Annotated in this window: 15 protein-coding genes; 6 read left to right on the top strand and 9 right to left on the bottom strand. The window is 66.9% G+C overall.

The features are described 5' to 3' along the window. Window positions 1–452 precede the first annotated feature (452 nt). On the bottom strand, window positions 453–1,268 hold the full coding sequence (locus AC0VYN_RS23385) for a hypothetical protein (protein ID WP_475532569.1): 816 nt from the start codon (window positions 1,266–1,268) through the stop codon (window positions 453–455). Window positions 1,269–2,073: 805 nt separating this feature from the next. Then, complete coding sequence (locus tag AC0VYN_RS23380; protein ID WP_475532568.1) at window positions 2,074–2,601, bottom strand: hypothetical protein; 528 nt, start codon at window positions 2,599–2,601, stop codon at window positions 2,074–2,076. Between the two features lie 459 nt (window positions 2,602–3,060). Here AC0VYN_RS23380 and AC0VYN_RS23375 point away from each other — a divergent pair, with 459 nt between their 5' ends. The 5 genes from AC0VYN_RS23375 (at window position 3,061) to AC0VYN_RS23355 (ending at window position 10,883) form a co-directional block, all read left to right on the top strand. Further along, window positions 3,061–5,121 carry a GNAT family N-acetyltransferase gene (locus AC0VYN_RS23375; protein ID WP_475532567.1) on the top strand — a complete coding sequence of 687 codons (2,061 nt, stop codon included), beginning with the start codon at window positions 3,061–3,063 and terminating at the stop codon, window positions 5,119–5,121. Next, complete coding sequence (locus AC0VYN_RS23370; RefSeq protein ID WP_475532566.1) at window positions 5,118–5,597, top strand: ASCH domain-containing protein; 480 nt, start codon at window positions 5,118–5,120, stop codon at window positions 5,595–5,597. The genes AC0VYN_RS23375 and AC0VYN_RS23370 overlap by 4 nt, the downstream gene beginning before the upstream one ends. A gap of 304 nt (window positions 5,598–5,901) precedes the next feature. Next, on the top strand, window positions 5,902–7,785 hold the full coding sequence (locus tag AC0VYN_RS23365; RefSeq protein ID WP_475536968.1) for an ATP-dependent nuclease: 1,884 nt from the start codon (window positions 5,902–5,904) through the stop codon (window positions 7,783–7,785). Window positions 7,786–7,863: 78 nt separating this feature from the next. Then, the gene (locus AC0VYN_RS23360) at window positions 7,864–9,714 is read left to right on the top strand and encodes a UvrD-helicase domain-containing protein (RefSeq protein WP_475532565.1); all 1,851 of its coding nucleotides are present in this window, start codon (window positions 7,864–7,866) and stop codon (window positions 9,712–9,714) included. A 272-nt stretch (window positions 9,715–9,986) separates the two neighbouring features. Beyond that, window positions 9,987–10,883 (top strand): DUF5655 domain-containing protein, encoded by an 897-nt coding sequence (locus AC0VYN_RS23355; RefSeq protein ID WP_475532564.1) that lies wholly within the window; start codon window positions 9,987–9,989, stop codon window positions 10,881–10,883. A gap of 233 nt (window positions 10,884–11,116) precedes the next feature. On the opposite strand, the gene AC0VYN_RS23350 is transcribed toward AC0VYN_RS23355, so the two are convergent. From AC0VYN_RS23350 to AC0VYN_RS23340, 3 genes are all read right to left on the bottom strand, one after another. Further along, on the bottom strand, window positions 11,117–12,166 hold the full coding sequence (locus tag AC0VYN_RS23350) for a hypothetical protein (RefSeq protein ID WP_475532563.1): 1,050 nt from the start codon (window positions 12,164–12,166) through the stop codon (window positions 11,117–11,119). Between the two features lie 297 nt (window positions 12,167–12,463). After that, window positions 12,464–13,489 carry a hypothetical protein gene (locus AC0VYN_RS23345; protein ID WP_475532562.1) on the bottom strand — a complete coding sequence of 342 codons (1,026 nt, stop codon included), beginning with the start codon at window positions 13,487–13,489 and terminating at the stop codon, window positions 12,464–12,466. Window positions 13,490–13,753: 264 nt separating this feature from the next. After that, complete coding sequence (locus AC0VYN_RS23340; RefSeq protein WP_475532561.1) at window positions 13,754–14,278, bottom strand: endonuclease domain-containing protein; 525 nt, start codon at window positions 14,276–14,278, stop codon at window positions 13,754–13,756. Between the two features lie 139 nt (window positions 14,279–14,417). Between AC0VYN_RS23340 and AC0VYN_RS23335 the strand changes: the two genes are divergently transcribed. Continuing rightward, window positions 14,418–15,167, top strand: coding sequence for an endonuclease domain-containing protein (locus tag AC0VYN_RS23335; RefSeq protein WP_475536967.1), 750 nt, complete (start codon window positions 14,418–14,420; stop codon window positions 15,165–15,167). Between the two features lie 60 nt (window positions 15,168–15,227). On the opposite strand, the gene AC0VYN_RS23330 is transcribed toward AC0VYN_RS23335, so the two are convergent. The 4 genes from AC0VYN_RS23330 to AC0VYN_RS23315 form a co-directional block, all read right to left on the bottom strand. Beyond that, window positions 15,228–16,595: an SPDY domain-containing protein gene (locus tag AC0VYN_RS23330; RefSeq protein ID WP_475532560.1), complete on the bottom strand. Its 1,368-nt coding sequence runs from the start codon at window positions 16,593–16,595 to the stop codon at window positions 15,228–15,230. A 62-nt stretch (window positions 16,596–16,657) separates the two neighbouring features. Next, complete coding sequence (locus tag AC0VYN_RS23325; RefSeq protein WP_475532559.1) at window positions 16,658–17,779, bottom strand: DnaB-like helicase N-terminal domain-containing protein; 1,122 nt, start codon at window positions 17,777–17,779, stop codon at window positions 16,658–16,660. Continuing rightward, on the bottom strand, window positions 17,779–19,050 hold the full coding sequence (locus AC0VYN_RS23320; RefSeq protein ID WP_475532558.1) for a DNA cytosine methyltransferase: 1,272 nt from the start codon (window positions 19,048–19,050) through the stop codon (window positions 17,779–17,781). Before AC0VYN_RS23320 ends, AC0VYN_RS23325 begins: the two co-directional genes overlap by 1 nt. After that, window positions 19,047–19,937, bottom strand: coding sequence for an adenine nucleotide alpha hydrolase family protein (locus tag AC0VYN_RS23315; RefSeq protein WP_475536966.1), 891 nt, complete (start codon window positions 19,935–19,937; stop codon window positions 19,047–19,049). The genes AC0VYN_RS23320 and AC0VYN_RS23315 overlap by 4 nt, the downstream gene beginning before the upstream one ends. Between the last annotated feature and the right edge of the window lie 113 nt (window positions 19,938–20,050).

Here is a 20,050-nt window from a genome sequence, read left to right as displayed (position 1 = left end):
CCCAGATTCTCCCCAGGAAGTGCCCTTGCGGCGGGCCGTGGTGGCATGGGACGTCATTCCATCGGAGGTGCTGCCAAGGGGACACTGAGTGACTGCCTGCGAGGGCAGGGCAGAAGCCTGGCGCCGAGCGGATGAGCACAAGGCGTGACTCTGCCTGAGCAGGCTCAAGTCATCCTCGACCAGCCGCAAAAGGCTCCTGACCTGCGGTTTTACCCGTGCGCATTATGTGCGGTGTGGGCGTTACGGGCGATATCTTGACGCTCAGATGACGCTGGTCCTGACGGGACGTCACCTGACTGATCGTGCAGGTCACGCTGGCTGGGAGGCGCGCTCCCGAGGGCTGGTTTTGCGGGACCTTGAAGAAAATTCCGCCGGGTTCCGGCGCCGCTGATTGCGGCGGCAGGCGCGCTGCCGCCGTACTTCGGCGGGCCGGACGTGTGGCGGAGAGGCGCTCAGAAGGTGGGGCCGTAGGGGCTCCAGTGCCCGAGGAAGGGCTTCACGTCGTCGGGGCGTGGCTCGGGAATGTCGGGCAGTCGGGGCGGTGTGTTCAGTGGGTCGAGGCGCTCCACGCGGGTTGCTGCCCAGTCGATCCAGGCTTCGGCTTCGGTCCTGGTCTGGCCTGGGGGCATGGCCTCGACCCGGGTGCGTACGGCGCTCACGTACTCCGTCAGTCGAGCGGTGTGGCGCCATGTCGCTTCCTGCGCCTCGAAGTGCCTGACGCGGTACGCCTCGGCATACCGGATTCGGGCTTCTTCCATGGCGGCATCCCAGCGGATGCGCTTCTGGCGTGCCGCTTCGATCTCGTCCAGGCGTCTGCGTTCGGCGGCTTCGCCGCGGAGGGTGACTTCTTGGGCGATCTCGGCGAGCTGTTCTTCGAGGGGACGGCCGGGGGTGTCGGCCCATTCGCTCGCCCGGTGCGGTTGGCCGCCGCTGAGGACGAAGCGGAGACGCTCGGAGGGGGTGTAGTCGAAGCGGGGGATCCTGACCCAGGAGTCCTTCTTGGCCGCGGCGAGTTCCTTCTCGGTGGCGACGTGCTCGGTCCGGTCTTGCTCCTGGAGGACAAGGAACCCCACGGTCTGGCCCTGTGCGGTGATGGTGAAGTGGGCAGATGCCCTGCGGCGGCGATGAGACGGGGGCGCGAAGCCGGTCTGTCTTGCCGAACTGGAATGTCCATCGGCCTCGGCAGCGATGATCAGTGCCTGGACGAGCCGGAGGGCACGTCCTTGGACGGGCTTCGTGAGGCCCAGTGGCTGTTGTTCGTCCTGCATGGTCCGGACCACGGTGTGCGGCCGCGTGAGCCGGGAGGGAACGGGGACGGGTTCGAGGACGGCGAGGCGCCAGGCGGGGATGTCGACGAGCTTGATCTCGTACCCGCCATGGCACCAACCCCCGTACAGCTCCTTCGTCTCCGGGACCTTTCGGGACCTACGTGCCGCGGCGACGCGGGACGGCCACTTCTCCAAGTCCGGCCGCTGCCGCTCTTGACGATCCTGCCGCCTGCCTTCGCGAGCTCTTGCAGCAACTGCTCCGTGAACGTCACGCGAGGCTGTGATGGAGGGCTTGGCTTCCGTCCGGCGGCCGGAGTTTCCTGCGCTCGGGTGGACTGGGGTCGCGGAGCGGCGGCCTGGGGCTTCCGCGGGCGTGACCCGCAGGGAGGGTACGTGCCGTGCACCAGGTAGTGCTGGCCTGCACTCGTCAGGGCGACGCTCCACTGCCCGGCCTTCCGGGAAACCGTGACCAGGCCCCGGTTCTGCAGCGCCTGACAGGTGGTCTTGTAGGAGCTGGTCTCCGAAACGCCGGCAGGGCACCCGTCTTCCACCCACTGCAGCACCGAGAGTTGCCGCTCATTGACCTGCCGTTCCAATGGCCCGCCTTCGACTCGAGGTTGACGTACGACGGCGGCATGTTGTCAGTTCCGTTCGTCAGCGACGGGTGGTTCGAAACAATTCGCTCGAACGAGCGGGGGTGACGTGGACCGTGTCTATGTCCGCGCGGGCGGCGTCTTCGCCGTTGCCGTCAGCTCGGCCTCCGTGACCTGCTAGCGAGTCAGCCCAGTGGCTTCGGTCGGGACCTTCAGCCACTGAACTTCGCGCGCAAGCGTTCGTTCTCCTTCTCCAGCGTCTTAACGCGTCGTTCGAGTTGGGCGCGTGTCGGCTTCTTCGGCGGCGGCGGCGGAGGTAGGGGTTCTGTTGCTTCCGGTGGCTCGCCACGCAGTCCGATGGGTTCGAAGGCCACGATCATTTGCCGGTCTTCCCCGCACTGCGAGCATCGCCTGCCGTATGACCCGGCCGAGAGGGGGTCGGTGTACGTGTAGTGCGCCTCCGTCTCAATGATGTGGCCGCAGTACAGCCGAACGCGCCACCGCATGATCTCGTGGTCGGCCTTCTTGAAGGACTGCATCAACTTCGCGACGTTCTCGAACGCCTGGCGGCGACTCTCCGCCCTCGCCGGGTCTGCCCGGCATTTGGCGTCGTCCTCCTCGACCTGACGCCGAGCCCACTCGCTGATCTCCCCGCTCTGTTTCTGACGGCGGTGGTCCCCGCGGGTGAGTTCATACTCCTCCAACGGAACGCCGCTGCTCCGGTATTCGACTTCCCGCATGACGGCCAGCGTAGAAGCGGCGCCTACGCGGCCGTGGGGAAGAACGGTCTTGGCCAACCAGCTTGCGGATTCTGCCCATCAGTGACCGCCGGGGTGCGTACTAGCCCAGAGGGGCCGGTCTCCATGAAGCCGTTGATGGTTGATCGGATTCGCGGTCACAGGAGTAGCTGCCGGCTGTGTTGCGACCGCTCCGAGGCCAGCCGCGTGGGCTCGGGTGGTGCGGCGGCGAGAGCCGCTCTGAAGTGAGCCATATGCTGCCGCCGGCGGGCAACCGAAGATCCCGGTCAAGCCGCCCCCCAGGCGCAAACTCACCACCGCCGCCAATCCACCCGAACGAAACAAGAGCAGATGGGTTCCCGCCAGTTTAGCCGGTTTTGATCAATCAGTGGCTCGGCACTGACGCTGTTGGGCAGTATGCCGTCCTGGGGCATTGTCGGTTGAGAGAACCGGAGGGGGAACATGGCGATCAGAGTGCTGCCGGTGTCTGCGGAACAGTCGGAGCTGCTGGACGCGGTTATCGCTTTGGGCGACCGGTACACGAAGTATCTGGGTCTGCTCACGCCGCCTGCCTACTGTAAGCACGCCGAGGACGGCGGCCTGCTGGTGGCCCTGGATGATGAGGAGGTCGTCGGTTACGCCCTCTTTGGGCTGCCCAGGCGGAGTCTGTATGTGCGTCTGGCGCATTTGTGCGTGGCTGAGGAGCACCGAGGCAAGGGTGTTGCTCGTGAGCTGATCGAGGCGATCCGCGTGCGGCACGCTCATCGGCTCGGTATTCGTGCGAAGTGCCGGCGCGACTACGGGCTCAGTGGCATGTGGACGGCGCTGGGTTTTGTTCCCAAGGGTGAGAGCCTGGGGCGGGGCAAGGACAAGGAGACGCTGGACACCTGGTGGCTCGACCTGGGGCACGAGGATCTGTTCACCGAGGCCCAGAGTGATGCGCTGCTGGTGGTGACCGTCGACCATGGCGTGTTCGCCGGGCTGCGCGGTGCGGGTGCGGAGCGCGCTGTTGAGGAGTCGCGCGCTCTCGAAGCGGGGTGGCTCGCCGACCTAATTGAGCTCGCGTTCACTCCGCAGCTTCTGCACGATGTGCGTGATGTCGAGGAGCGTGAGGCGCGCAACCATCAGCGTGCGGGGCTTGCCGAGTTGCGGTCACTGTCTCCCGACAGCGCTGCCGTGGCCATCCGCTTGGAGGAGCTGGCCGCGGCAGCGAGGAAGGAGCTGCCTGATGTCCCCCTCGATGGCCGGCAGCGCGCCCGCTTGCGCTACGTGGCCGAGACGTCGTGTGCCGGGCTCCAGGTGCTGGTGACGCGCGATCCCTCACTGGCGGCTCTGGCGGACATCGCCTGGGACGTCGCACGGGTCAAGGTCGTCTCGTCGGCCGTGGTCACGCTGCATGTGGACGAACTGCGCCAAGCCCAGGTGTACCGTCCTGCGGATCTCATGGGCACTGCTTTCTCCGCCGAGGAGATCGCGCCAGGCGGTGAAGGAGAGCTGGTCGCCTTCTTCGACCAGGCCGAGGGCGACCGTGGAACGGGCTTCGCGGAGCGGCTGAAAAGCCTCGCCAATGGCGGAGTGCTGTGGCGCAGGGAGTTGCTCCGGGACGGAGAGGGGCATCCGGTGGCCCTTTACGTCTGGGCGATGGACGGCCGCACGTTGAACGTCGCGTTCCTCCGTACGGCGTCGCACCCGCTGGAGGAGACACTTGCACGGCAACTGCTGTTCATGCTCAAGCGGCTTGGCCGGGAGCGAGGGGCGCAGGCGGTCCGTATCACCGATCCGTTCCTGTCGCCGACGGCGATGGCGGCTGCTGGCGCCGACGGTTTCACCGAGGACGAGAGCGGCTTCACAGCACTCCTGGTCGACGTCTGCGGACCTGCTGAGGCGGTCTCGGAGAAGGCCGCGGAGATCGCGGGCCGGATGAGGCGGTCGACGCCACGGCTGGATGATCGCGTGTCGCCCGAGATCGCGAGCATGGCCGAGCGGGTGTGGTGGCCGGCCAAACTGACCGACACGGCCCTGCCCTCCTTCATCGCACCCATCAGGCCGCGCTGGTCCACGGAGCTCTTCGATGTTCCGGCCATGCTCGTTCCCCGGGACGACGTACTGGGCATCAGCCGCGAGCACGTCTACTACCGCTCGTCCGGACACCGAGGAGAGAGTGTTCCCGCCCGGATCCTGTGGTACGTCAGTGAGGGGACTTCCGGGCAGCAGGGCAAGATGGTCATCGGCTGCTCGCGCCTCGACGAGGTGGTCATCGACGACCCCGACACCCTCTTCTCGCGATTCGAACACCTGGGCGTATATGGTCATGCCGAAGTGTGTGCCGCAGCCGATGTGTCGGGCAAGGCCATGGCGTTGAGGTTTTCGGACACGGAGATCTTTCCCGTACAGGTGACGCATGCACGAGTGACCGCGTTGGCCAAGGGGCTGGGGCTACGGTGGGTACCGCCGATGCAGCTGTCAAAGATCAGCAACGCGCTGTTCCAGGCCATGTACGAAGAGGGGCACCGAAAGACGTGAGTGATCCGGAGCGCGCGATGCTGCTGTCCGTCCACCCTCGGTTTGCCGCGGCGATCCTGGCTGGGACCAAGACGGTCGAGGTCCGCCGGCAGCGCGTCGCCGCCCCACCGGGAACTCCTGTGCTTCTGTACGCGACCGCGCCCACGATGGCCATCGTGGGCATGGCGCGGATCGCTTCCGTGCAGGTGGCCTCGCCGCGGGAGGTCTGGTCGGCCAGCCGCACGAGCGCTGGGATCAGTCGGCGTGAGTACGACGAGTACATGAGTGGAGCGACCCAGGCCAGCGGTCTGTCACTCGAAGAACCGATCACCTTCGAGGCCCCGGTACCGCTGACCGCGCTGCGAGCCTCGGGATCGTTCCATCCACCGCAGAGCTACCGGTACTTGACCGGTGAAGACCTCCGGAAGGTCGCTGAGGCGGCACCGGTGACTGGGGCGGCCCTTCTGGGCGCATTGAACGACCTGACAGCGGCCTAGGCCGAATACACCGCCTCAACGTACGGGCGAGATGGCGCTGACGTCAGGCCGGCTGGCGTGGGGGCCGCTCGGGGCTTGCGTTAAGCAGCTGGGCCAAGAGCGTTGCCACCCCCACACTGGAGCCGATGTGTCGCCGACCCAGCTGTGTGCCGGGTACAGATCCTTGGCTGCCCTCAAGTCATGGTGATCCGCCTCATGGGCAACCAGGGCGGGCATATGATCCGTGGGTAATCCGCTTACGGGTGGGGCACTTGAGGCGGTTGCCTGCGCCTGCTCGGGCGCAGGCCCCTTTGACAGGGGGGCCATGTACCTAGCGCGACTGCGTGCCGAGAACTTCAGAATCTTTGGCGCTGCGGCACGGGAGGAAGACGGTTCGGGTGAGTCGCTGCACGTGTTGTTCAGCCCAGGAACGAATGTCCTGGTGGGCGAGAACGACAGCGGGAAGACTGCGATCGTCGACGCGATTCGCCTGTGCTTGCAGACCGCGGCGGCGGACTTTTACCGGATATCGAGGGACGACTTCCACGTCGGTGACAGTGGCAGGGCGGACACCTTCTCGATCTCCTGTCGGTTCGAGGACCTGTCCACGGAGGAGCAGGCCACTTTCCTGGAGATGCTCACGAACGACGGTCGCGGCAACGCCGTCTTGGACATCACCTTCAAGGCGCATCTCATGGACCCGCTCCGGAATCGCGTGTCCTGGAGCACGCGCACCGGCCCGGGAGGAAAGGGGCCCGCCCTCGACGGGGCGGCGCGTGAGTTCCTCAAAGCCACCTACCTCCGCCCCCTACGAGACGCAGAAGGTGAACTCCGCTCGGGACGAGGGTCCCGGCTGTCACAGATCCTTGCCAGCTATCCAGCGATGATGGACCAGGACAAGGATGACTTCGACGCAAAGAACGACTCGGCTTCCACACTCGTAGGCATCCTCAGCCGCGCCGAACACCATATCGGGCAGAACGCTGCCGTTACCGCGGCCCGAGACGACATCAACACGGCGTACCTGCAAAAGTTCGCGATCGGCGGGGACGTGCTCCGAGGGAAGATCGGGGTCGCAGGCGACGCGTCGCTGGCCCGAGCCCTGGAGAGGCTGGAGCTGACCCTGTTCTCGGCGTCCGACGAATGGACCCGTCGAGGGCTGGGCTACAACAACGCGTTGTTCATGGCCGCAGAGCTTTTGCTGCTTGGGAAGGGTGACATCGCGCCGCTGCTGCTCATCGAGGAGCCGGAGGCGCACCTTCATCCACAGCTTCAGGCCCGAATCATGGACCTGCTGCGTGAACGGTCGGAAGAGGCCGCGGAAGCCGCGGCGGCCCCCGTCCAGGTCATCCTGACCACGCACAGTCCCAATCTGGCCTCGGCGATGCCGGTGGGGTCCCTCACGATGGTGGCCCGCGGCCGTACGTTCAGCCTGGCACCTGAGCACACCAAGCTCGATGACGGAGACTATGCATTTCTCTCCCGTTTTCTGGACGTGACCAAGGCGAACCTGTTCTTCGCCCGCGGTGTCGCGGTCGTGGAGGGCGATGCCGAGGCGATCTTCCTCCCCGCTCTCGCGAAGGCCATGGGCCGCTCCTTCAACGAACGCGGGATCAGCGTTGTGAACGTCGGGCACGTAGGGCTGTTCCGCTACAGCAGGATCTTCCAGCGTGATGGCGAGCAGGTTCCCATCCCTGTGGCCTGCATCCGCGACCGGGACCTCGTGCCGAAGGACACCCCGGCCGAGATGAGGGGAAAGCTGCGTTGTTCGGCGGACATGACGCCGGCTGAGATCGACGAGCACGTCGCCGGCCTCAAGATCGAGGACAGCGGCCCGGTAAAGACCTTCGTCTCGAACTCCTGGACCCTCGAGTACGACCTCGCGGCGGCTTCCTGGCCCATGGCTACCCTGATGCATCAAGCGGTCCGTGCCGCACGTTCGTCCGAGAGCTCGTGGCCGGGCGCGGAGAAGCTCGAGAAGCTGACTGACGCTGCGCGGCAGGAGGTGGAGACGTGGAAGGCGAACAGGGTCCCCCTGGAGACTGTCGCTCTCCGCATCTATGAGCCCTTGAAGTTGGGTAACGCCAGCAAGTCGATTGCGGCCCAGCACGCGGCTGACCTCCTAGAGGTCACGAGCCTTACGGAAGGTGACCTCCCTCGCTACCTGGTTGCAGCGTTCGACCACATCTGCGGCGAGGTGGAGCGGTGAAGCCTCCGTATCTGCCCGACGCCCTTGCGAAGGACAAGGTCGAGGACCTGGCCCAGACCCTTGGCCTCGAACTGCCACATGCCGAACAGTGGGACTTCGTGCAGAGCGAGCTTCTCCCAGGACCTCCAAGCGGCACCTGGTTCCGGCAAGACGACACTGATCGGTCTCAAGCTGGCCCTGCTCGCCGGCGCGTGGACCTCGCGGACCCGGGGCATCTGCGTCCTCTCGCACACGAACACGGCGAAGGACGAGATCATCAACCGCCTCACCGCGGTTCCCGACGGACGGCGGTTCCTCCAATACCCGCACTTCATCGGGACGATTCAGTCCTTCGCTAACACCTTCCTCGCCCTGCCGGCCATCCGTGCCCTGGGGTACGAAGTACAGGCTGTGGACGATCACGTCTACGAATCCGCAGCCCTGCGTCTGCTGGAACGTCGCGAGTTCATCACCCTTCGGAGCTTCATGAGCCGTCGCCGCGACGGGCTCGACACCGTTGCCCAGGCCGTCTTCGTCTGCGAGGCCGGAAAGCTGAAGGTGACCGGCCCTCGCGGCAGCATGCCGGCCGATCCTGACACGACAGCCAGCGGCCGGCAGTACGACCGTCTGAAGAGGCAGCTGGCCAAGGAAGGAGTGTTCCGCTACGACGACATGTACGCGATTGCGGAGTGGTATCTGACTCGGAACCCTGCAATCGCGGAGGCGGTGTCGCAGCGCTTCCCGTTCGTGCTGCTCGACGAGATGCAGGACACCAGCGATGTGCAGCAGCACCTGCTGGACCTGGTCTTTTCCTCTGGTGCAGTCGTGCAGCGCGTGGGGGACGTGAACCAGGGGATCTACACGGACAGGACGACGACTTCGGCGAGGGCGTCAGCGTTTCCAGCTCCGCTGGCTGCCGAGCTGCCCGTCAGCCAGAGATTCGGGCCCAAGATCGCGGACATGGCTAGCGCTCTGACCATCCGTCGACGACAACGGATCAGCGGCGTCGGCCCAGACACCCAGATCGGCCTCCTCCTCTTCGACGATCATTCCGTCCTTGAGGTCGTGCCGGCATTCGAACGCCTGGCACACGCGCTCGTCCCACGTGAAGTGCTGGTCCGAAACCCGCCCCGAGTACTCGGGGCACGGCTGACCAAGGGAACGTCACCCACGTATCCGCAGTCGCTTACCTGCTACCTCCCCGACCACGCGCCGGCAGGACGTGTCCCGGCACAGAGGGAGCTGATCAGTACCGTTCGCGCTGCCGGGGCACGATGGGCGGCCAGCGGCAGTGAGTACGAAGCCGTGGCCGAGCTCTGGGAAGGCATACGCACGACCATGAGGCCGGCCCTCCCCACAACCCTTCCGCCACTGAGCCGACTTGAACGCTCCATGACCACGGCGGCCGGCCAGCTCCGGCTAATCCTGCGCGATCTGCTCATAGGCTCCAGCGACACCGATGAAGCGACCTGGAACAGTGCGACCGCACGCCTCCTCGAACTCGTTCCCGATCTCACGCAAGTGCCGCTGCGAGACGCTGCCGCACTGGCAGAAAGTCTGAGGTTCGCCCCACGGCTGCACAGTGCGGCTGTCGACATCGCATTCGATCATGACGATCAAGACCTGCCGGTACAGGTGCGTTCGGTCGCCGGGTCCATCCAGAGTGCCAAGGGAGAGACCCACGCAGCGACGCTGATCCTTGAGTGCCTGGACAGGCGAGGCAACAAGCACGACATCCACGAGACGCTCAAGCTCCTGGCCGGAGGGGACATCCAGCGTGCCCAGGTGACCGTGCAGCGCGCCGCACAGCTCATCTTCGTCGGGGCCACACGCCCTACGCATCTACTCGTGCTGGCCATCCACCGGAAGCACGCTGCGCCCTACACGGAAGAGCTCGTCGGCCGAGGCTGGAGCATCCACGAAATCAGCGACCAGTGCCGGGACGTCTGAACCGCACCCAGTGGATCGAAGCCGTCAGAAGGCACCTGCTCTATCCACTGAGCTACGGGGACTGACCTGCGAAAACGCAGTCCTCCTGGCGCTCGTCCCGTGATGCTGTGGGACGTATGTGGGATGAGTGGATCCCTGGGACTCGTGGGACGCTGATGCGCCCCGGTGACCCCGACGTAGCCTCTCACACGATCTTCACAGGCCCGAAGACCCTCGCGGAAACAATCCTGCCTCCACCCGGCGTTGATGATCTCCGAGCCGAGGAGGGGAAGGTGTCGGGCCTGAAGTTGTTCCGCACGAACACGACGAATAGCGGCGTGACCGAGGTCACGCCGCGTCTTGCTGAGGTCGAGGCGGATGTGCAGGGCCTCGTCGAGGCGCACATGGAGACGTTGCTGGGCGTCCGTTTCCTGGCGAGCGAGTACGGCACCGGGCCGGTCCACGGGGGCCGGATCGACTCGCTCGGGCTGGACGAGAACGGGTCGCCGGTCATCGTCGAGTACAAGCGGGGCGTTGATGCCGGCGTCATCAACCAGGGCCTGTTCTACCTATCGTGGCTGATGGACCATCGCGTCGAGTTCGAGCACCTGGTCCGCGACCGGCTCGGGGTGACGGCCGCGTCCCAGGTGCTGTGGAGCGGCCCGCGCCTGATCTGTATCGCCGGCGACTTCACGCGCTACGACGTGCACGCCGTACGCGAGCACCGGAGGTCGATCGACCTGGTCCGCTACCGACTCTTCGGCAGCGATCTGTTCGGGCTTGAGACCGTGGCGTCCGTGAGCGGGGGCGTGCGGGTAGCCCGTCGGGCGCGGCAGCAGGCGGTCGCTCGGGCAGCGGCCGACGTCCAGGGTGCCTCGATGGTCGAGCTGGCGAACGCGGTCGACGAGGCGCTGCTCGGGCTCGGGGACGGTGTGAACCGCGTCGAGCGCAAGACCTACCGGGCGTATCAGCGTCTGCGGAACTTCGCCTGCCTCTGTCCGCCGCAGCGGAGCAAGCTCCTGGTCTACCTGAAGGTCGATCCGAAGGACGTCGACCTCGTTCCCGGGTTCACCCGGGATGTGTCCGGTCTCGGTCACCACGGAACGGGTGATCTGGAGGTGCAGCTCCGCACGCTGAGGGACGTGGAGCGGGCGCAGGATCTGTTCCGGGCGAGCTACGCGGCGGCTTAATCGTGTGCCGGCCTCTCGGCCGTACGCGCGTCGCGGCTGGTCTGGGGTCGTCGGGAGGTGCCTTTCGACGAGCGGGCAGGGCGCGGCGGTGGACTACTAATGGTGCGCGGGATCGCCGGTTTGGCTAACCGGCGATCCCGCGCTATGTTGCCCACCGTGCTGGGGGAGCGGGCCCCGGAACTCCTGGGAATAGCCCCCAATTCCGCCGGCGAGCAGGTCTATGGGGGTGGCTATCAGCCCATGCAAGCCCTGGCGCGTGTGAGGTGCGTAGGGATGGGCTGATAGAGCTCGCGGCGCTCCTCATAGTCGCCCAGCTTGTCCTTGTAGAAGGAGGCTCTGTCCCCGCAACGGCGGGAGAAGCGGACTTGGAGTGCGCCTGGTTGCCCTGCGGTGCTACGGGCGTAGAAGCGGCAGCCCCAATAGGACTCAGGTGGCTGGCCGCAGGAGCAGTCCAGATGTGTGCCCACGATTGGCAGGCCGCATTCTGGGTCCGTCAGCAGATTCGTGAAGCCCTGGTGGTAGCACGGTGCGTCCGTCACGGGCTCATTGATGTACTCGATGATCCATTCCGAGCCGCCGTCATCTGTGAGGTTGGTCCAGGCCGTGGTGCTCAGGGGAACGCCAATGGTTCGGTACAATGGTGCGCGGCGCAGCAAGCCGCTGGCGAGCCAGGCAGAGGGCTTCTTTCGGTAGTGGTGCCGGCTGAGGGTGGTTCGGGTGGTCGGTTGCCGGAAGGGTGCTTCGCGGCGATGCCATCGGTGAGGGTGGCTGTCGTGACAGAACCGCTTTCCATCACCTTCATTCTCATACCGTTGCAGGACCAAAGCGGTGGCCCATTCCTCGGCGGGAATGCCAAAAATGGTGAGGGAGCCCGGCAGTCCCATCCGTCGGATGTGAATGCCGTCGTTGTCCGTAGTGAAGCGGGCACCCGGAATGCCGCGTACCTCGCCGTGCTCGTCGAAGCAGGGGACGAGGGCGCGGACCAGTTCCTTGGCCATGGATTCCGAGTCGACGAGCTGGGCGACATCGTTCTCGAACGTCAAGGTGAGGCTGTCGGTTCGAGCATTGGCGGACCGGATGCCCCAGGGGTTGCGGGTTTCGACCATCGGCCAGGCGAGTCCCGACAGGACGTAGCATTCTAGGAGAGCTTGGCTGGCGTGCGCCTCGGGAATCAGTCGTGAGTCCGGGGGCAGGGACTTCACGCGCTTGAGCGCTTCGGTCCAGGTCACGCCGGTGGCCAGTTGGAGCTTTTCGGCGCGTCGTTCCAGACGGGTGCTCTTCACGAAAGGCTTTCCGCCGCGGCTGCCTGTCCCGACCCAGGATGCGCGGCTGTCTTCCGCGGTGCACAAACTGAACTGGACTGCGATGCCAGCCGAGTTGGCTCGTCTCAGTGCACCCCGTCGGGTGGGCACACCGCACGTCGGACCTCGCTAGGCCCGTACGACGCACCCTACGGACATGGCATGCAGCGGGCCGAGTCTGCGGAACGGACACGCTGAAAGATTCACGCGGTCGGGCTACTGCTGCTCACGTCCTGGATTCCACGAAGCCCGTGCGAGCAACTGGCGGCTGCGCATTCTCTATGGCGCGCCCAAGCCGCACAGCCCCGCGATTACGCCCGGCGACAGGCTGCTCGTGAATCCCGTCTGGGGGACGCGGCGGAGAATGGCCTGCCAAAGTTCGGGTGCAAGGCGGGAGGGAGGACGCTCGATCGTGGCCCGGAAGTCAAGCACGGCCGTGTTGCCGACGTCGCCGAGGACGAACTGCTGGTCCCGGCCGTAGCTTTCGTCCGTGTCACCGCGGAACCTCTTGAGGAGGAGAGGCAGACCGCACACCGGGTCCACCAGGGCGGCGATGAAGTTGTGCGGCCCTGGTCCCTGCTCGTGCACATGCGACGAGCGCAGCACCAGCCGCGCCACGTCGAAGGCGGCGCCTCGGTAGCCGTCGATCAGGAAGGTGTTGGCGACGGTGTGCAGGAGGCCAGCGCGTCGGAGCAGTCCGCTACTCAACCAGGCCCCACGCTGTGTGACCTGGGTGTAGCGGTCGTTGTCGTCTTCCCATTGAGCGCGGTGCTCCCGCTCCACCTGAGTCCAGGACCGTGGCGAGGAACGCCAACACAACTGCATGCTGTCCGGGTCGATCCATTTGTCCAGGGTGCTGGCCTCGGCACTGCGCCAGAGTCTGGCTGGTAGCCCGAACAGCCGCAGCCGGGCAGGCTCTCCCAGTACCTGCAGTTCGATCGCAGTCCGATCCCGGCGAGTGATGCGTAGGCCGGGCACACCCTGCACCTCTTCGTCTGAGGCGCATGACGGCAGCAGGTGGAAAAGAATCTCCGATGCCCGCTCCCTGCTCTCAACAGCGAGGGCGATGCCGTTTGGTTCGGGGCGAACCACGGTGATCCCCAGGGGAAAGCGGGTGTAGACGTCGCGGAACTCCAGGAGCGCGAGGAGTACCCGGGCCTCAAGGTGCTGTTGAGCCGGCGAGGCGGCTTCTGGAATCGGTGACTCGCCCCCCTGCAATCCATCGATCGCCCGGCGGGCCTGTTGGACGCTCTCGCCCGTGTAGAGGCGCCGGAGCAGGGACAGGTCTTGGTGCAGTGCGCTCATGGGTCTCCTGCACGTCTCGGCCCAGGACGTACGGAAGCGAGATCCTGTGGGATGCGCGGAGATTCGTGATGTTGACCGGTTCACCCGAGCGTGGAGGATCAGGGCCGAATCGCCTCCGGGGAGCGGTGGTCAAGCCGCAGTTGCATCGTAGATCACGCGGAAGCCCCTTGGCAGTGACCCGGCCAGATTTCGGGCTCCTATCACCTGGAAGGGGGACCTGTTCTCGCCTTCGCACCCACCATCGTGCTGCCAGCACCTGATCTTCTACCCGGCCGCACTCTCGAGACCGTCGGCGAATTTCCTGTCCATGAGGAAGGCGTGCGAGGTCGACAGGTACATGTTGTCCCGACCTTGGATCACCTGAGCCGCTGACTGCTGGGCTGGCGGAGCGGCGAGGTAGGTGTTGAACAGCGGGCTGTCGCGCATGTGCATCGGGAGACGCTCGTAGGCCGGCAGATACTCCATGTTGCACTTACGGCATAGCAGCCCTCGCACGCATTTGCCGCAAGACGAGCCGGGCCCGCAGCATGCGTGGTCGTGATCGATGTGCCAGTGGGACGTCTTCGCGTGCGGAATTCCGAAGTCATCTTCTTCTTCGTTATCGCCGCACAGTGCACACGCGAAGTCCTGTGACCGCAGGATGGCGTTGTATCGGGCGATCGTCAGGCCGTACCGCCACATCCGGCGTTGCAGTTGTCGGCACTTGCGGCATACCCGCCCGCGTACCAAGGAGCAGACCCAGTCTTCACACAGTGGACACCACTGATCAGGGGCTATGTCGTCAAACACGCCGGCAAGCTAACAGGAGCCTGTGACACGGAGGTTGGCGGCAGACAGGAGTGGAGCGAGTCGAGGAGCTGCAGGGGGAGGGGGCGGTTGCCGACGGCTGAGGCCCCTGCTTCACGCTCTGTGAGTGACCGCGGACCCGATGTCAGTGGCGAGTGGTGGGATGGGTGTGCGCCAGTTGCCGCCGCTCCAGGAGTCGCCCCGCATGAGTTCACGTATTACGGTCCCGCCCCCTCGCGAGCCGAAGATGACACCAGAGCGAGCCCGCCATCTCGCTCTGGTCGCACGGATCAGACAAGAGCGGCGAGCAGCTGGGCTGCACCCTGACGGGGCCCGGTGCGACAGGCCCTTGAGTGACGGGATCCGGCAGTGCCAGTCATGGCCGCTGCCCGGCCTTGGCGGATGTGCCCGCCACCTCAACGATGAGGAATGGCAAGACACCATGGACTACCCGCACGCGTATCTCCGCGACGTCTCCGGCGGGTGCGTCCATTTGACGGTAGAGCAGCAGATCGAACGTAGGCTTTGGGCCGCCCAGCCACCTGCCTGCCACTCTTGGCCGTACCCGAGGGCGGTGCCGTTGCCCGACGAGGACCCCGTCGAACTGCTTGTTGCCTGGCAAGCGGGCCGTTGCGCCGGGTGCGGGCACTCGTTTCACGCTGACGCAGTGGTCGACCACTGCCATGAGACCGGCCTCGTCCGCGGCCTCCTTTGCTCTCAGTGCAACAACGCCGAGGGAATCGCGCCGCCGCGTCATCCTCGGTGGTTCAGATACCGGACGATGCCGCCGGCGCTGATCCTCGGATTGCACCTCCAGTACGGGAAGCCGGTGCGCCGTCGTCTCAGCCAAGCACTTGCCAAGGTTGAAGGCGCGGCAGTCCCGGGAGGATGACCGACCGGCCGCGTCGGGCTCGCCCTGCGCGGCGGGCGTGCCGGGCGTGTCCGCGGACCGTCACAGGCTCCGGCTAGCTGACTGTTGGTTGGGGATCTGCGGAAGGTTGGGTGGCGTGGTGATGGGCTGTGTAGCGCGCCGGGATGCTGTTGGCGCCGTGCGGGCGCCGGTGGCGTGGGCGACGCCCTCAGCGAGGCTGGCCAGGAGCGGGGCGGGGGCGTAGGGGGATGCATGGATAGCCCAGGTGGCACGGTTGATGTCGAGGCCGGCCCACACGGTCCAGGTCGCCAGGGTGCTGTTCGCGTTTTGGGCGGCGAAGGCGTCGAACTGGACGCCGGCGTCCCCGGTCAGGTTCGTCCAGCGGATCCAACGTCCGTCGACCGTGTGCTCCCATCCCGCGTCGGTAAGGGGCCTGGTGGCCGCAGCGACGGTCTTCTCGTCGACCGGACCGCCGACGGCTGTGTCCCAGCCATCACCCTCGGCGAGGTGATGCAGCAGGGTCTGGAGCACAGGCGCCGGGGTGGCGCCGGTCGCGGTGAGGTGCCACATGCGGTCTGAGACGGGTGTCTCGTACGCGGCTACGGTCCATGCGGTCTCGCGGGGGTGGGCTTCGTGGATGCGCTCGATGCGCAGGGTCTGGGACTCGTGGATGGCGTGGGTCGTCTCGTCGGACCAGGTCCGCCACTTCTCCCAGTCACTGTGGGCGTCGAAGAACGCGTCCAGCAGGGCATCGTGGTCGCCGGCATCAGCCGCGTACGCGGGAACCGTTTCCGGCTGAGGGCGTGTCGGCCCAGCACCGGCAGGGGGTACGGCGAGGGACGCTCGCGCTTGGGCGGCGGCGCGCTCGGTGTCGGTCATGGGCGCAGGGCCCGGCCGCATGGCGGAGCCGTGGGCCTTCTCGAAGGCGACCAGGGCCTGGGCGGGCGAGTCGAAGGTGTCGGCGACCTGCCGCACGTGGTTCTGGCCGTGGAGATAGACGCTCTTGCCGCTGCCGAGGTAGGTGCCGACCGCGACGGTGTTGTGGCCGTCCTCGGCGTGGGCGTGGATGAGGAGCTGGCCATGGCGGATGTCGTCATAGATCTTCTGGGCCGCGTCGGAGACCTCGCGGATCTCGCTGCGGCTGCACCACGGCATCGGATAGTCGGCCCAGGCCCATTCTTCGTCCATGGCCTCTCGGAGCCGCGGGGTGATCTCGACCCTGACACCGGCGGCGGCCAGTTCCTGGGCCGCCTTTTCGGCCCAGTAGGGCTCCTCGTGATCGATGCGGACCAGGACCAGGGTGTTCTTGGCCACGACGGTCCAGTCGGCGGCCTCCAGGCCGACGTGGGGGATGTGGGCGTGGGAGCCGGTCAGGACGGCGGTCACGGCACTGGGATGGGTGGGGTGGACGTCGAGGCGGACGTGCGCGTCGACGAAGGGGGTCGTCACGAAGGGGCTCTCTTCTGCCGGCCGCCGAGTCGCGAAGGACCCGACGACCGGCGAGCGGGGGTTCAGCGGGAGCTGCGCGCGGCGGGCGGAGCGGTGGTTCGCGGTGGGCCGGCCCGGGGCAGGCCCGTGGACCTGACGCGTCCGGGCCGGTCGGCCGGCGCCGGTGAGGGGGAGGTGGCGTGGTGCCATCGGGTGCGTACGGCTGACAGGTCCGCGAGCGCGCGGCGGCTGCCGACGACGAGCTGGTACGGCGTGGTGGCCGGGTCCTGCGTGAACGCCTCGATGCCCCGGCCGGTGTGGTGAGCGGTGGCCAGGACGGCCCGCTGCAGGACGCGCTCGCCCCAGTGCTCTGGGGAGCCGACCGGTCCGGCCAGCAGGTCCAGCAGCTCACGCGGATCGGCCCCGGTGCCCAGCAAACCGCGGTGCTGCGCTTCCCACAGGACCGTCACGGGGTCGACGGGCGTGCCGCGGCGGACCAAGGTGGTCAGGCACTGCCACAGCCCGCCGTGCAGCGGCTGCGTGAAGTCGCCGGGGGTCAGCCACCGCATCTGCTCGATACCGCTGGGGTACGCGGTCGCGGTCGCGAGGAGCAGCCGCTCCTCGTCGGTCGCTTCCTCGTTGTGGGGTGTGGTCGGCTCGGGTACGGGGGTGCGGGGCAGGGAGCCGGCGTGTGGTGGGAACCGGGCAGCGATGTCGTCCACCACGGTGGCCAGGGCGTCGGCCTCATCGAGGGTGGCGGTGACGCGCTGCGGGAGTGAGGTGTCGCGGGCGGTGTGCATGAGCCGCTGGGCGGCGGTGGCCAGACGGCGTCGGCAGTGCTCGGCCTCGATCATTCGTGCGTACGCGGGTGCGTGCCGGGGCCAGGGGCAGACCTGGATCAGGGTGTGGAGGTAGGGGGCGTCCAGTCCGCGCGCGTGCTCGCGGGCGGCGGTGAGTACGGCGTCGAGCCACTGTGTGTTCTTGGCGTGCTCGGCTGGGTCGGGGGCCGGCAGGGAGCGGATCGCGGCGTACAGGGCGGCGTGTGCGGCGGTGGAGAACGCCTCCGGGGCGATGCCCGCCACGTCGCGCAGGCGCTGTGGTTCGAGCAGGAGAGCGCCGAGGAGGGCCTGCTCGACGTGGAACACCGCCTGCGGTGGCGGGATTGCGTCGAGGTCGTCCTCGTCGGGTTCGGGTAGGTGCGGCATTAGGCGGCCAGGGCGAAGTCGTCGGGGTTGAGGGGCACGTTCAGGTGCGGGGCGAGGATGTGGGCCGCGAGCAATGGGGGTACGGCGTTGCCGATCTGCGAGAACTGCTGGCCCTTGTTGCCGGCCCAGGGGTAATTGGCCGGGAAGGTCTGGAGGATGCCGGCCTCGCGGGCGGTGATGCGGATCGGTTCCGGGACGGGCGCCGCCCCTGTGTCCGCCCCCTGGTCGGCGGAAGGTTCGGCGACCCAGGTGCACTCATTGGCGCGGTGCCCGAAGAACAGCGTCCCGGCCGGCTCGGACAGGGCCCGGACGGTGGCGTTGGCCTGGTTGTTGCTGCGCAGTGACCATGACCAGCGGTGCGCCTCGGCGGTGAAGGTCGGCGCCGGAGCGGTCGCGGAGCGGTTCTCGCGGGTTCCGTGCCGGGCCGCCCAGCCCGCGCCTTCGCGGCGGGACTGCAGGACGACCCCGTCCGGCCGCGGCGTCCAGGTGCCGCGTTCCCGGGCGTCGGACAGTGTCTTACGGGAGCCGGAAGGGAAGGGTTCGGGGCCGCCGCCGGGCCCGCCGCCGGCGCACACGGTGGGCACGGGCCGGTCGGTGGCGCCCCATCCCAGTGCCTCGGCCATGCTGACCCAGCGCACGCGGCCCGGGCCGAACAGCGAGTCGGGTTCGCCGAGCCGGGCATGCGTCGGAGCGGGGGGTTGAGCCGTGCGGACCCGGGAGGCGAGCAGGATCGCCCGCCTCCTGGTCTGCGGTACGCCGTAGTCGGCGGCGTTGAGGATGCCCGTCCAGACGGAGAATCCCCAGCCGCGGAGCACGGCCGCGTACTGCTTCCACAAGGGCAGGACGTCGGGTACTTCCTCCATGGTGACCCACTCGGGCTCGCCGACCGTGTTCAGGGCGTGGAGGTAGCGCATCGGCTCCGCGGCGAGCAGGGAGCGTTCGTCGCGGCAGGCGGCGAGGAGGCGTTCGCGGGTGTCTCGGCCGGCGGCGAGGTTCTCGACGGCCTCGTGTACGAGCGGCTGGTCCACCAGGCCGAGGCGTTTGCCCGCCATGCTCCACGCCTGGCACGGAGGAGACGCGATCAGCCCGCGCGTCCGGCCGAGGAAGGGCCACGTCGGATACATCGCAACGTCGGTCCGCACGGTCAACTGTCCAGCGGCTGCTCGGGTTCTACAGGCCCACTCGTCCCATTCCAGGCCGATATCCCGCGCACCGAGCACTGCCAGGGCCCGGCTCCAGCCACCCGGTCCCGCGAAGAGATCAAGTATCAAGTGGCCAGCCCGAAGTCGTCCTGCGTCAGTGCGTCTGCGTCTCCGCGGCACGCCCAGGGCGAGCAGCCGTCCACCACCCCGTTCTCCAACTCGTCCGCATCATCGGCGGCTATCTGGAGAGATGCCCGTTCGGCGGCGGTGACGTGATCGATCGGCGCCTCGCTCAAGGGAACGCGGGAGCGGTGCAAGAACGCCTCGCCGAGCAGCCGGTTGCCCGATTCGTTGGCGCGCGCATTTCCCTGCCGGATGGCCGCATCGAAATCCACGACATCAGTCCACTCGGACGGTGAGGAATCCCTGATGTGCCTCCACTGGGCATTTCCATGGAATGGGCACCCAAGGCAGCTCGACTTCGGGGTTTCGGCCAGGCCGAGGGAGGTCAGGTAACGGATGCAGTCCGATCTGCTCCAGTCAAGGTCCAGAAGAGGATGCCGATTACGCATGTACTTGACGTCGGCGTCCTTGGCTCGATGGAATTCATCGGTAGAGATGCCGACCCACTGCTCGACGAACACCCCCTTGGGAACCCGCGTCGGGTACGGGTATCCGAGCAGGTCGCGAACCTTCTGCTTTATCGGCTTTATCTTGTACTCGCCGGTGCACTGCCTGCGAGTCATCCCAGGTCGTCCATCCTTGTTCAGGATGTAGAGAGGCATGGAGGCGAACCGGTGATCGGGGTTCAGCGCGTCGTTGCGGATATTGCCGGATGCGACACGGAAAACCGGTATACCGGCAGGTTCTGCCACCTCCCTTTCCAGGCGGTCGAGGTGGGCATAGACGGCCTTGGGTTCCCAGCCGGTATCCGCGAAGATCGCGTAGTCGACCTTGGGGAGTATTCCTTCGGCTGAAAGGGCGAGGAGGGTGCTGGACTGAACTCCCGCACCCAGGGAAAGGGCACGGAATCGGGGCTGATCTGAAATGGTCTGTCCTGGGGTGGGGGTGCGGAGGGGTGCCCCTCAACGGAGCTGGCGCAGATCGGGGTTTGGTGGCGCCAGCCGGT

Source organism: Streptomyces sp. 63XJN7_1_ISO-PGPR-S23-121 (assembly GCF_056173025.1).
Note: the sequence above shows the minus strand (reverse complement) of the source record. Positions and strands in the feature narration are given on the sequence as shown.

What these genes read in the sequence shown, in the direction of transcription:
- AC0VYN_RS23385 (WP_475532569.1), bottom strand. Translation starts at nt 1,268, where the DNA reads ATGCAGGACGAACAACAGCCACTGGGCCTCACGAAGCCCGTCCAAGGA.
- AC0VYN_RS23380 (WP_475532568.1), bottom strand. Translation starts at nt 2,601, where the DNA reads ATGCGGGAAGTCGAATACCGGAGCAGCGGCGTTCCGTTGGAGGAGTAT.
- AC0VYN_RS23375 (WP_475532567.1), top strand. Translation starts at nt 3,061, where the DNA reads ATGGCGATCAGAGTGCTGCCGGTGTCTGCGGAACAGTCGGAGCTGCTG.
- AC0VYN_RS23365 (WP_475536968.1), top strand. Translation starts at nt 5,902, where the DNA reads ATGTACCTAGCGCGACTGCGTGCCGAGAACTTCAGAATCTTTGGCGCT.
- AC0VYN_RS23360 (WP_475532565.1), top strand. Translation starts at nt 7,864, where the DNA reads ATGCCGAACAGTGGGACTTCGTGCAGAGCGAGCTTCTCCCAGGACCTC.
- AC0VYN_RS23345 (WP_475532562.1), bottom strand. Translation starts at nt 13,489, where the DNA reads ATGAGCGCACTGCACCAAGACCTGTCCCTGCTCCGGCGCCTCTACACG.
- AC0VYN_RS23335 (WP_475536967.1), top strand. Translation starts at nt 14,418, where the DNA reads ATGTCAGTGGCGAGTGGTGGGATGGGTGTGCGCCAGTTGCCGCCGCTC.
- AC0VYN_RS23325 (WP_475532559.1), bottom strand. Translation starts at nt 17,779, where the DNA reads ATGCCGCACCTACCCGAACCCGACGAGGACGACCTCGACGCAATCCCG.